Annotated in this window: 7 protein-coding genes and 3 pseudogenes; 3 read left to right on the top strand and 7 right to left on the bottom strand. The window is 68.8% G+C overall.

Annotation, left to right across the window (positions count from 1 at the left end; translation table 11 throughout):
- The first annotated feature begins 8 nt into the window (after positions 1-8).
- Together ACWDEX_RS34540 and ACWDEX_RS34545 are read left to right on the top strand one after the other, a co-directional pair.
- Complete coding sequence (locus ACWDEX_RS34540) at positions 9-2,621, top strand: FtsX-like permease family protein (RefSeq protein ID WP_450468422.1); 2,613 nt, start codon at positions 9-11, stop codon at positions 2,619-2,621.
- Between the two features lie 58 nt (positions 2,622-2,679).
- Positions 2,680-2,907 (top strand): annotated as a pseudogene (locus ACWDEX_RS34545) (IS5 family transposase); the annotation flags it as partial.
- A gap of 393 nt (positions 2,908-3,300) precedes the next feature.
- Here ACWDEX_RS34545 and ACWDEX_RS34550 read toward each other — a convergent pair.
- On the bottom strand, positions 3,301-3,672 hold the full coding sequence (locus tag ACWDEX_RS34550) for a VOC family protein (protein ID WP_450468423.1): 372 nt from the start codon (positions 3,670-3,672) through the stop codon (positions 3,301-3,303).
- Positions 3,673-3,939: 267 nt separating this feature from the next.
- Between ACWDEX_RS34550 and ACWDEX_RS34555 the strand changes: the two genes are divergently transcribed.
- The gene (locus ACWDEX_RS34555) at positions 3,940-4,407 is read left to right on the top strand and encodes a GNAT family N-acetyltransferase (RefSeq protein WP_450468424.1); all 468 of its coding nucleotides are present in this window, start codon (positions 3,940-3,942) and stop codon (positions 4,405-4,407) included.
- Here ACWDEX_RS34555 and ACWDEX_RS34560 read toward each other — a convergent pair.
- The 6 genes and pseudogenes from ACWDEX_RS34560 to ACWDEX_RS34585 all read right to left on the bottom strand — a co-directional run.
- A pseudogene (locus ACWDEX_RS34560) lies at positions 4,408-4,557 on the bottom strand (IS630 family transposase); the annotation flags it as partial. It abuts the gene before it with no gap.
- Between the two features lie 121 nt (positions 4,558-4,678).
- Positions 4,679-5,913: pseudogene (locus ACWDEX_RS34565) on the bottom strand (IS30 family transposase).
- A gap of 199 nt (positions 5,914-6,112) precedes the next feature.
- Complete coding sequence (tpg, locus tag ACWDEX_RS34570) at positions 6,113-6,670, bottom strand: telomere-protecting terminal protein Tpg (protein ID WP_450468425.1); 558 nt, start codon at positions 6,668-6,670, stop codon at positions 6,113-6,115.
- A 10-nt stretch (positions 6,671-6,680) separates the two neighbouring features.
- On the bottom strand, positions 6,681-8,909 hold the full coding sequence (gene tap, locus ACWDEX_RS34575; protein WP_450468426.1) for a telomere-associated protein Tap: 2,229 nt from the start codon (positions 8,907-8,909) through the stop codon (positions 6,681-6,683).
- 282 nt (positions 8,910-9,191) lie between these two features.
- Positions 9,192-10,316 carry an HBL/NHE enterotoxin family protein gene (locus ACWDEX_RS34580; RefSeq protein WP_450468427.1) on the bottom strand — a complete coding sequence of 375 codons (1,125 nt, stop codon included), beginning with the start codon at positions 10,314-10,316 and terminating at the stop codon, positions 9,192-9,194.
- Positions 10,317-10,346: 30 nt separating this feature from the next.
- Positions 10,347-11,444, bottom strand: coding sequence for a hypothetical protein (locus ACWDEX_RS34585; RefSeq protein ID WP_450468428.1), 1,098 nt, complete (start codon positions 11,442-11,444; stop codon positions 10,347-10,349).
- Between the last annotated feature and the right edge of the window lie 610 nt (positions 11,445-12,054).

Below are 12,054 nucleotides of genomic sequence, written 5' to 3' on the forward strand. Positions count from 1 at the left end.
AAGGCCCCATGCTCCGTACCGTCGTGCGCTCCGTGCTCCGCGACCGGCACCGCTTCGTACTGCCCGCTCTGGCGGTACTGATCGGGGTCGCCTGTGTCAGCGGCTCCCTGCTGTACACCCAGTCCCTGGCCCGGGGTGCCGAGCGGCTCCAGCGGGTCTCGCGCCCCGACGTGTCCGTGGAGGTGCGCCCCACCTCGGACGGTGCGGCGCCTGGTGAGGCCCTGCGACAGCGGCTTGCCGCGCTGCCCGGAGTGGCGGCGGCCCGAGGCACCCTGCGCGGCCGGGCGTTCCTCGTGGCGCGCGACGGCAGCCTGGTGGGGCCGCCGTCCGCTGACGTGGGCGTGAACTTCGTACCGGACGCGCACGGCGCCGATCCGCGCTATCCGATGGTCGAGGGGCGCGGCCCGCGGCGCCCCGGCGAGGTCGCCGCGGACCGCTGGTCGGCGGGGCGCGCCGGATACCAGGTCGGTGACCGGGTGCGGGTCGTCGTCGCCGGTGAGGTCCGCTCCGCCCGGCTCACCGGTGTCTTCACCGTGTACGACCCCGCCACCGCCGCCGGCGGCACGGTCACCGCGTTCGACGGTGCCACCGCGCGCGCCGTGCTCGCCCCGGCACCCGGCCGGTACGAGTCGGTGACCCTCACGGCCGCCCCCGGCACCTCCCCCGCCGCCCTCGCCGGGCGGGCCTCGCGGATCCTGCCGCACGGCCTGGACGCGGTGCCCCGTGCGCGGCTGGACGCGGAGGCCGCCGCGGCGCCCGACCGCGAGAAGCTCGGCACGCTGCTGCTGCTCTTCGCCGGCATCGCCCTGTTCGTCTCCGTCTTCCTGGTGGGCAACACCTTCACCATGCTCAGCGCCGTGCGGGCCCGTGAGCACGCCCTGCTGCGCGCCGTAGGGGCAAGCCGCCGCCGGGTGCTGAGCACGGTGCTCGCCGAGGCGGTCGTCGTCGGGGGCGCGGCGGCTGTGGCCGGATACGCGCTCGGCGTCGGCGTGGCCGCGCTGCTCGCCGTGCTGTTCGGACCGGCCGCCGGCCCGGCGAGCACGGCTCCACTGGACGTCCTTTCCCCTCTCGCGCTGCTGACGGCCCTCTGCGTCGGCGTGGGGTTCACGGCGGCCGCCGCGTACGTCCCGGCGTTGCGGGCCTCCGCTGTCGCCCCGGTCGCCGCGCTGCGCACCGACCTGCCGACCCCGGCCGTCGCGCTGCGGCGCCGGAACCGGATCGGGCCGGCCGTCACCGCGGCCGGCGCGCTGCTGATGGCCGCGGGCGAGGGGGACCTCGGGGTCCTGTGCCTCGCCACACCGGTGCTGCTGGCCGGGCTGATCCTGCTCACCCCGCAGCTCGCCCGGGTCGTCACCCACGTGCTGCGGGCGCCGCTGCGGCGGCTGACCGGAGTGCGCGGCACCCTGGCGCTGGGCAACGTGCGCCGCGATCCCCGGCGTACGGCCGCGACCGCCGGGGCGCTCACCGTGTGTGTGGCGCTCGTCAGCGCGGTCACCGTGGCACTGTCCTCGCTGAGCGCGACGGCAGGACGGGAGGCGGAGGCTGCCATGCCGACGGACCTCAGGATCAGCGCGGTCGATTTCGCCGAGATCGGCGCGCACACGGCCGCTCGGGTGGCGCGGCTGCCCGGGGTGGCGGCGGTCAGCTCGGTGCGCGCGGCCGACTTCCGCCTGCGTGACGGGTCCTATCTGGAGTCGGTGGTCGTGGATCCGCGTGCCGTGGTCCGGGGCCGTCTCGCCGACCTCAGGGTGCACTCCGGCGACCTCACCGGCCTGCCCGGCGGCATCGCGGTCACACGGGACCTCGCCGAGGAACACGGGTGGCGGGTGGGCGACCACGTCACCGGCCGGGAGCTGTCGAACGAGGGCGCGCCGGACGGCAGGGCGCTGGACCGCAGGATCGTCGCGGTCTACGACGGCCCCGACGCCCTCGGCCCCGCCCTGCTGCCCGAGAGCGCGGTGGCCCGGGGCGGTGGGCCGGCCGGAGAGGTCACCTCGGTACTGGTGCATGCCGAGCCCGGGCAGACGGCCGCCGTGAAGGGGGAGATCTCCCGGGCCCTGCACAATCCGGTGCTGATCGTGCAGGACCGGGCGGACGCGAAACGGGACGCGGAGCGGGGGTTCGGGCCGCTGCTGTCGGTCCTGTACGCGATGCTCAGTGTCACGGTCGCCGTCGCGGCGCTGGGCGTGGCCAACACGATGGGCATGGCGGTCTTCGAGCGGGCTCGGGAGATCGGCCTGCTGCGCGCGGTCGGCCTGGACCGGGCCGGGGTGCGGTCCATGCTGCGGGTGGAGTCGGTGGTGGTGTCGGCGCTGGGCGCCGGGCTGGGCATCCTCGCGGGAGGTGCGGCGGGGGTGGCGGCGGTCGCCGGACAGCACGGGGCGGTGATCTCGGTACCGTGGGTCTCCCTGCTGGCGCTGCTCGTCGGCGCGGGCATCGTCGGTGTGCTCGCCTCGCTCGGACCGGGTGTGCGGGCGGCGAGGGTGCCGGTGACGCGGGCGGTGGGCGGTGGGCGGCGAGGTGGGGTGAGAGGGGCCGTGCATTGGGTCCGACCAGGGCGCAGATCCGCCCGGCGGGCAACCGGAACGAGCAGTCCCGCAGGGCCCAGCCGCGACTGGTAGCGCTTGCCGAGGCCCACGGAAGGCGTACTCCGGCATGACGTGCGCCTCCTCTGTCTCGTGGACAATCGAGCACTGCCTGGCCACGTTCCCGGTCCTGGCGATCATCAAGCGCAGCGACACGTGAAAGGGGTTCATCGTGCTGCCCAAGTCGTGGATCGTGGAACGCTGCTTCGCGCACCTGGTGCGAAGCCGCCGCCTGGTCCGCGACTTCGAGCACCGCATCGCCAGTGCCGAGGCGATGATCTACTGGTCGATGATCGCTCTCATGACCCGTCGCCTGGCCCGGCCACTTCGGGGGCGCCTGAACTCCGGCGTCAGCGGCGCCATCCGGGGCAGCGCGTCACGCCAGAGTTTCAGTGAGACGCGCGCGGCCTTCGCTGGCTCATCGCGGTGGCCGGACGAACCGCCCCCGGTGTGGCCTGAAGCTCGCCCAGAGAGAGGCGTTGCGCGCCTGGTCAAGCGCCGTCGATGCGGTCGAGTAGCGCCCGGGCCTCATCGCCCTTGTCTGCCGCTCCACGGCTTCCGCGATCGCCGGGTCGATCCGGCACGGCGGGGCCTGTAGGGGTACGAGCTGAAGTGCGGAGTCGCATACGGATCAACATGCGGAGGTGTCCGGTGTCTGGTGTCCGTGATGTAGGTGATCCCGCTTCTTCTGTAGGCAAGCCCTCCTGATCCGCGGTCAGCCTCGACAAATGCAGAAGGGATGACCAGCCGGATCAGTGAGAACCCGCGCCTTGGCGGCATCGTGAGGCTGGTGGTCCGGCTTGTCCGCGCCCAGCTCCAGCAGCCGGGCCTCGGCCTCGTCCAGGTCCACGACGTCGAAGCACAGGTGCATCTGCTGGGGAACAGTCTGCTCAGGCCAGCGCGGAGCCCGGTAGCCGTCGACCCGTTGAAAACCGATGAAGAGTCCGTCCTCACGGTTGAGACCCGCGAAGTCGGCGTCCGACTTCGGATGAGGTTCGAGGCCGGTGGCCTGCTGATAGAACGCCGCCAGGGCCAACGGATCAGGGCAGTCGAGAGTTATCGCGCTCAACTTCATCTGCAGGGGCATGACACCTCCGGCCAACTACTGGACTTCCACAATGAATATCCTAGCTAGTAGCACTCCGTTAGGTGTCCTTCGGGTGGTCGTGGTCAGCGGCATGGTTGGTGTGTGGACGCACATGAAGTCTGGGGAAGCATCGGCCACTGCGAAAACAGTTGGACACGTCCTCGACCCTCCACGACGATTCGCCCTGTGACAGACAAAGCCGAACGCCGGACCTCAGCCTCCACGAGCCCGAAGTCCGTGCGATTTGTAGAGTTATCGAGCACGGTCATGATCGCCTTGCTGAAGGACGACCTGCCTCAAGCCAGTGCCGAAGCAGGTGTGGCTCTCACCGAGTACTTCGTCACCGACACGGCAAAGTGGGTGTGGCAGTATCGGGTCGATCAGCTGACCGCAGACCCGGGTTGCGCGGGGTGGCTCACACATGTCGTGGTAGCCGAGCCGGAAGATGCCGTCGTAGGCTATGCCGGGTTCCACGGGCCGCCCGATGAGGCGGGCATGGTGGAGCTCGGTTACTCGGTGGTCCCTGCCTACCGTCGTCAGGGCTACGCCAGGGCGATGCTGACCGCGTTGATACATCGGGCCGTTGCCGAAGCCCGAGTCAGCACCGTGCGCGTGACGATCAGTCCTGACAACACCGCATCCCTGGCCACCATTTCCGGGTTCGGTTTCGTGAAGGTCGGAGAGCAATGGGACGAGCAAGACGGCCTCGAACTCATATTTGAAGTTCCTGTCTGATCAAGCTGCTGCCGGAAGCGGCCGGCCTCCCCAGCGGATGCCCTCCTCGCTGCGGATGCGGGCGCGTTCCTTGCGCTGGGCGGCGAGAACGTCGGGATGGCAGGCGTTGGCGTTGCGCCGGCGCAGGTAGGCGTGCAGAGCGCGGGCCCAACACGTCGTACCGGCCGACGAACTCCTGGACGCCGCACGCACCGTTGAAGAAGGAGCTGTTGGGGTACTTCTTGTAGGCGGATGAACACCAAGAACCTGTGGAGCACCAACAAGCAGGTCCTCAAGTCCACCTTCCGGACAGGTCTGTTCCTTTGGGAAAGTACTGGCGCAAGAGGCCGTTCGTGTTCTCGTTGGTGCCCCGTTGCCAGGGGCTGTGCGGGTCGGCGAAGTAGACCTGCAGCCCGGTGTCGACGCTCAGTTGGGCATGCTGGGCCAGCTTTTTGCCGCGGTCCCAGGTCAGCGAGCGGCGCAGTTGCTCGGGCAGCGTGGTGATCGTGGTGGCGATCGCGTCCTTCACGGCCTCGGCGCCGCGGCTGGCCAGGGCCGGGCCGTTCTTGACCCGTGGCTCGGTGCCGTAGGCGTCCATCCGCGGCAGGTGCAGCAGCATGGTGAACCGGGTCGTGCGTTCCACGAGGGTGCCGATCGCGGACCGGCCAGTGCCGATGATGAGGTCGCCCTCCCAGTGGCCCGGCACCGCGCGGTCCTCGGCCTCGGCAGGCCGCTCGCTGATCACCACCTCGGGCGTCACGTGACCGTTCGCGCGTTGCCGGGAGCGTGCTCGCGGGACCCGTAGCGCACGACCAGTGCGCAGGCAGGTGACCAGCTCGCGCTTGAGCGCGCCGCGCCCCTGGATGTAGAGCCTGGTAGATCGCCTCGTGCGAGATACGCATGGACTCATCATCGGGGAAGTCGAACTTCAGCCGGTTCGAGTTCTGCTCCGGGCTCCATGCCGTGGCCCACCTGCGGTCTTCGCGTCGCGGCTTGTTACGGCCCTTCCACGGTGCGGCCTCAGGTCCCGGCACTGGCATCCCGTCAGGTCGGTGGACTTGGCCGGAGAGCCGCTCCTGTACGTACTCCCGGAGCCGTTCGTTGACGGCAAGCTTCGCGGTCTTGGGGCGTCACGTCATGAGCTCTGCCTTCCACTGCGCTACCGAAGCGCGGTACTCGAGCTTCCCGCCCCGAGTGGCCGCGTTGCGCCGCAGCTCCCACGAGATGGTCGCCGGGTCGCGACCGAGCCGGCGGGCGAGCTCACGAACCCCAGCGCCCTGGGCCGTCATCAAGGCGATCTCTTCGCGTTCCTCATGGGACAAGGCGCCCTGGAGTGACCGGACCAAGGAAATTCCACGCTGGGGCGAGCAGCTCCGACGCAACCAGGCACGGCGTGGCCAGATGCCCCGGGGTGGACGGGAGAGGCGTGGCATGCACTCGTGCTGATGCGGTACGGACGCCGACGTGTGGACCTCGTGAACACCGTGGACGCCAAACTCGTCGCGGCAACCTTCGGCATGTATGCATGCCCAGGGCGTACGGGCCTGTCTTGCTCTCGACGCCCACGCCGAGCAACTGGCCAAGACGATCGACAGCACTTGTCATGGATCAAGTGCCCGGCCGGAACCGTTCACCAACAGCCGAACCAACCCCTGCCGGCGGCGGTGACAACAACCCTGCTTCGGCTCATCACTTGAACCCTCTCCGGCTGTTCGGGGCGCGGCTGCTACAGGTCGAACTCCAGGTGTTCGATGTCCGTGAAGCGGACCTCCTCCAATTGGCCGGCGCGGCGGCCGTTGTCCTGGAAGTACACCTCCTTGAGCGCGTCGGCGGTGATTTCCTTGAGCTGCTGGTCGCTGACGCCGGCCTCCTGGGCGTCGAAGAGGCGGGCGGCGTAGCGCGGTGGGAGCGCGACGGTCAGGTGCCGGATGCGGTCCTGGTCCGTCGATCCGATCGGGGCGGTGTAGCCGAGGCGGGCGCGGGTGTCGATGACGATGCCGTCGGTGGTGGCCGCCTTCTGTCGGGCCTTGGCCCTGATCTGCGGTTGCCATCGCTTCTTCACCTCGCGTTCCAGGCGTGCGGCGAGGTCCGGGCGCGGTTTCTTGATCTGGTCCTTCACGTACCGCTCGACGGTGCGCTGGGAGATGCGCAGCAGCTGGGCGACCGCCTTGGTGCCCTTGAGCTGCTTGACCAGGTACCGCATCCGCGCGCCCGCGCTCTTGGGTGCCGGGCGGGTGAACGCCTTCTGCACCGCCTGGTCCAGGCCGTCCCCGAACATGCTCATCGCGGTCTGCCTACTCCCCGTTGTCGACGTCGGTTACGGTGCCGTCCTTGATGTACCGGGCGAGGTTGAGCTCCGGCGCGTTGAACTGCTCCCGCACGCCCTCGCCCCACAGCACGCTCTGCGTGCCCTCCCACTTCACCAGGCCCGGGTTCACCCCGAGCTTGAAGCCGCCCGGCAGCGGCTTGCCCTCGCGGTACGGCAGGAAGTCCAGAGGCGACTCGCCGTCGACCGCGTACACGACGCAGTCGGACAGGATCGCGACCGGGTACTGGCCGGTGAACGCCGCGTGCTTGACGATCTTGCGGTGCAGGTTGATGCGGGTGCGGGAGATGACGGCCGCGCGGATGTCCGGCCGCCACGTCGGGCGGGACAGGGCGCGCCACGGCTCGCCGGGCCGCCAGCCCTCGCCCCGGGGTCGCTCGCGCAGCTTGCCCAGGCCGCCTTTCACCGTGGCCTTGACGGCGGACACCACGATCGCCAGCTCCGGGTCACGGCCGCGGTAGCCGTCCATCGCCGCCAGGAAGTCGGCCGGTGCCAGGTCGGCGTCAACGCCGAGGTCGGCCATCGTGGCGAGGTAGGCGTCGCGTAGCCGGTTGTACCAGCCGTCCAGGTAGCGGCCGTTCTCCCGCCGCACCCACGCCTCGATCGGTCGGACCTCGTAGCCCAGCTCCACCGCGTACGCCACGGTCGGCGTCGCGTACCAGGCCGGCCCCTCAGGGCGCTCGCCCTTGGGCGTGAACGGGCTGGGGAGCAGTGAGCCGTCCAGCTTCACCCACTCCTTGCCGACCTTCACCTGGGACAGGTCGACGTGGCTCAGGTCGACCAGCCACGAGCCGGGCAGCTTCGGGTCGAACACCGGGTTCGTGACGTGTGTCGGCGCGCCCAGGCCGACGTTCAGGCCGTTGGCTCCGGCAGCGAAGGCCATGTTGACGTCGATGCCGACCAGGTTGCGGCGCAGGCATTCGGCGTCGGTGAGCGGGCGCGCCCAGTCGTACGCCTCCTCGAACAGCTTCTCGCCGGGGCCGCGGACGTGGAAACGGGGCAGGTTCGCCAGCAGGGGGTGCCCGTCGGGGGCCTCGCACGGCGCGCAGTCCACCGGATCCTTCCCCAGCGAGCCAGGGTTGTGCTCCGAGTGCCGCTTGCCGTCAGCGTCCGGCTCGGAGGCGCGGGTCGCCGGGTGCAGCGCGGTCATCAGCTCCAGGCCGGTCACGGCGGTCGATCCGCGCGGCGTCATCACCCGGGACGCGTACACGCCCAGAAGCCGGGCCAGTTCCGCCGGCGCAAGCTGCCCGGCCTCACCCCAGTGCCGGGTGTCCAGCGCGTTCCACGACGGGATGCACAACTGCACGCACTGGCGGTCCGAGCCCTTGGCGGGGCGGTAGATCCGCGCCCACGGCCCGAACCCGCGCTTCGTGAGCTGCCAGTCGGCACGGGTCAGCTGCTTGATGACCTTGTGGCCTTCCGGGATCCGCCCGGCGAGCCGCTCCTCGTCGGTGAGGGCGACGGGCAGGCCGTAGCGCTCCAACGCGGCCTCGGTGAGCACAAGCAGCGGGTCGGCGTCCTTGCCCGGTCCGGACAGCTTCGGCTGCCCGAGCTTCGCCTCCGTGAGCGTCCAGTCCACCAGGGCCGGGATGGACTTGGCGGGCACGTCCAGGACCAGGCCGCCGATGCAGTACGCCAGCACCTTCCGGTCCTCGACGTCGATGACCGCGAGCGGGCCGTTCTCGAAGCGTGGGTCGGTGCCGCCCGCCGGGGTGCCGGTCGGGGCCGCCTTCCGCGCGCCCGGGCGACGTGAAGTCGGCGACGGCTTGGCGGTGCGCGCCGGACGCGACGCGGCCTGCTCGGCGGGGGCGCTCTGGGTGTTCTCGTGTGCAGTCATGACCGCAACCTCGGACGCGTGCCCTGTGGAGGGAGTCCGCGCTTGCGGCACCGCAGTTGCCGGGCCGGTGAACGTCTCCGGCATGGCCACGTCCTCGTCCGGTGCGGCGGTCCCGGCCGGGGCGGGGTAGAGCTTCGCGAGCCCGTCGAGGAGGCGCGCGTAAGCGTCGCGCTCCGGCGGGCGGGGCTCGGTCTTCCCGGACTCCCAGCCGCTGACCGTGGCACGGCGAACCCTGAGCGCGCCGGCCACCTCGTCGACCGTCAGGCCGTGGGCCTTCCGCAACCGCTTGCGCTCGGCCGGTGGCGGCAGCGCGGCGCGGGACGCGAGCAGCGCGTCGACCGCGTCGAACAACTCGGACATGGAGCACCTCCAGGTCGACAATCTACCCCATGGAGAGCACAAATCGCGTACGGTAACCGTACGTTCAGCGTACGCGATTATGTGATGTCGCGGTTGCCCCGGCAGTCAGATGTCCTGTCGCACTGAACCTTGAGCTGTCTCATCGAGCCTTGAGCACGTACTGCATGCCAGGTCACAGCGGTACGCGGCCGTCGGCAGGTGGATTGTGCTGCCGTCGCAGGAGGGCCGGGGCGGCACACGGCACGGCCCTCAGCCGCACGGGCATGGAGTTTCAGGGCGCTGTCATCGCGCCAGCCGGGGGGGCTTTTGCAGCTCGAACCGGATGAGGTCTCCAGTGTGTGTGTTCGGCTGGGACACCGTCTTCATTCCAATGAGGGCATTCCGCGTGTTCCTGAGCTGTTCAAGATTTCGCGGCAGGGACCTCTCGATGCTCCTCAGGAAGCTCTTTCGGACGAAGTCCGACTGGGCCCTTCCGGCCTTCTCGATGTTGTCGGCGGCGGAGTTCAGCGATTCCTTGAGGATCGTCCAGCTGTTGGTGGTGTTCTGCAGCGCAGTGGCCACTCCCCCCGCTTGGGTGCCAAGGTCTGCCAGTCCGGCGCTGCATGTCGTCAGCAGCTTCACCCCGCTTTCGAGCCGTTCCTGCTTTGCGAGGAGGTCCTTCTTCTCGTCGTAGAGATTCGCCAGCGCGATCCCGCTGCCGATGCCTCCTGCGATGCCACCGAGGAGCAGGACACCGCCGCCGATGGCCACGCCGAGGCTCAGTCCGCCAGTGAAGATCGAAGTGCAGCATCCGATGACAATGCATGCTGCACCCGTCAGAATGGCACCCCCGCTCACTGCTGCCCCGATGGTCGCGGCGGTGATCTTGGAGTTCACATTCTCCAGATCCCTCCGCAAGTCTTCCAGAATCCCATTTTCGCCCCTCACCAGAGCGTTAATCTCCACGGCGCATTCAGTGAACCCCCGCTTGTCATCACTGAAGGCGCTAACCATCCTGTCCGTGCTGGACGCGACCTTTCTTGTCTCATCCGTGAACTCGCCCGCCTGTTCACGCAGGAACCTCAGCGTCTGCACCATTGCATCCGGATCTTTCTCGTCCTTGAGAGTTTCCCAAAAAGCGCCCAGCGTGACAAAGTAGTTCTCGACCTTCGCCAGGAGCGCGATGGACTCAGGCTGAACCGTCCAGAGGTACTTTCCTGCATTTTCTGCGGATTTGTTCAGTGCGCCCTGAACCGTGCCTTGAAAGCTCCGGATCTTTTCGTTGTCGATGCGGCTGAAGTCCGGCTTCGGCTGCTGCATGACACTGAGAGCATGCGTCTGCACGAGTGCGGTCAAGGAGCCTTGCGCGGCCACCTCCCCTCCAATTTCCTCCTGCTTTTCCAGGGCGGCGGCAAGTGCGTCACTCATGGTTTTCTCCCAGTCGTCCAGTAGCGGGTTTCAGTTTCCGGTGACCGTGGCGCGCAGTCTTTCCGCCTGGTCCTGGATGGTTTTCCACTTGATGACGCTCCAGCTGATCTCAGTGGCCAGCCAGGCGCCTCCGTCATTCTTCTTCGCCTGCTCCTCCAGCGTCGCCGCGAACGAGGTGACCACCTGGGCCCAGGCATCTGCGATCTCCTGGGCCGGACGCATCACGTCACGCACGCTGCGGCCGTAGGCACCGCATTCCGAATCGATCTTCTTCGCCGTCGCCAGGCCCGATTTCAAACCGGCGATCTCCCGGTAGAGCGCTTCGACCTTCGCGCGGTCCCTGCGGAGCTTCTGGAGGGCGGCACCAATGGCACCGGACGTGATGTCTTCGATCCCCTTGTGCACATCCTCCGAGGATTCCGGAGCGGGTTCGCCGGAGGACGGCTTGTCCTCCTTCTTGCTCTTGCCGTCATCCTCTCCCTTCTTCTTCGCGGCGTCCTTGAAGATGTCGAGGATGGTGTCGAGGATCTTCCGTGCGCCGCTGCCCACCTTGTGCGAGGCGGAGATGACGGCATCCAGGTCCTTCCTCACCTCTTCCTGCATCTCCTCCAGTTCCTTGGTCTTGGCGGCGATCCTGCCGTCGTCCCCAGAGACCTTCTTGATCTCGGCATGCGTCCGGTCGGCCAGGACTTCCAGCCGGTCCTCCGTCTCCTTGGAGAACTTCCCGTACTTGTCCGCGAGATCGCGGGCATGCTGCTCATGCTCTTCGAAAATCGGCATCAGCTCGCCCAGAAAGGAGGCAACGCTCTCCGGAGACTCCACAGACCCCTCATGCAAGCTCTGGAGCAGGTCGGCCGCCCCTGCCATCAGGACAAGCTGATGGATCACCGAGGGAAGCTGGACACTCCGGTACGTCCGCGCGTTCCCTCTGACCTCCTCCTGCGCCGTATTCATGGCGTGCTCATCGCTCGGGTCCGCCGTGCCGACGGACACCTGAGCTTCGAGAACCAGGGCCCATACCTGCGCGACCTGAGCGGCGGTCACCAACTGTTCCAGGGGCTCTTCGAGTCCGACCGGGTCAAGCGTGATCTTGGCCGGAACGTTGGGTGCGACTTGCGATGACGTCATCGTGGCTCCGTTGGATACTCAAGGACGGGAAGGGCAGTGCAGGACGGCCCGGCCGAGAGAACTTCTCGACCCGGCGCTCGGGTGCGCCGCCCACAGACGGACACACTGGGCCGGTGAGGGCCGGTGGGGGCCGGTGAGGGCCGGTGCCGGTCGGCGCCGGTCGGCGCCGGCGGCGTAGGCGCAGGCTGCTCACATGGTCCGGTCGATGCGCATGGCACACCGGACGGACGGACCAGGAACGGTCAGGGGGCTGGGGTGTAGCGGATGATCGTGTCCTCGCACGGAGGCCACGTACAAGGTTCTGATCACTATGGCGTTCTACCGGCCGCGCACCATCCCGCGAAGCCCTCTGCCTCGTGCTCACCCGCCCGGGGGAAGGGTTTCACCGCAGAAACGCTCCGCCGCGCTCAGCCACTCGCGGGGCGGAGCGGCTCCCTGATGCCGGGAGCAGAACGCCACCGGCGTCAGGGGGCCGGACCGTACTCCAGGGGTCCCAGAAGCTGCCCCGATGGACCTCAGCGGACGTCCCGAGGCCGGGGCGCCGCGCGGGGGGGCCCCCCCACAAACAACCAATAGATCTCAAAATAAAAAAACAGAAAAACAATCAAAA

The sequence above is a fragment of the Streptomyces sp. NPDC001020 genome (assembly GCF_053599115.1).

Excerpts from the sequence above, each read along its gene's own strand:
- ACWDEX_RS34540 (WP_450468422.1), top strand. The coding sequence starts at position 9 with ATGCTCCGTACCGTCGTGCGCTCCGTGCTCCGCGACCGGCACCGCTTC.
- ACWDEX_RS34550 (WP_450468423.1), bottom strand. The coding sequence starts at position 3,672 with ATGCCCCTGCAGATGAAGTTGAGCGCGATAACTCTCGACTGCCCTGAT.
- ACWDEX_RS34555 (WP_450468424.1), top strand. The coding sequence starts at position 3,940 with ATGATCGCCTTGCTGAAGGACGACCTGCCTCAAGCCAGTGCCGAAGCA.
- tpg (WP_450468425.1), bottom strand. The coding sequence starts at position 6,670 with ATGAGCATGTTCGGGGACGGCCTGGACCAGGCGGTGCAGAAGGCGTTC.
- tap (WP_450468426.1), bottom strand. The coding sequence starts at position 8,909 with ATGTCCGAGTTGTTCGACGCGGTCGACGCGCTGCTCGCGTCCCGCGCC.
- ACWDEX_RS34580 (WP_450468427.1), bottom strand. The coding sequence starts at position 10,316 with ATGAGTGACGCACTTGCCGCCGCCCTGGAAAAGCAGGAGGAAATTGGA.
- ACWDEX_RS34585 (WP_450468428.1), bottom strand. The coding sequence starts at position 11,444 with ATGACGTCATCGCAAGTCGCACCCAACGTTCCGGCCAAGATCACGCTT.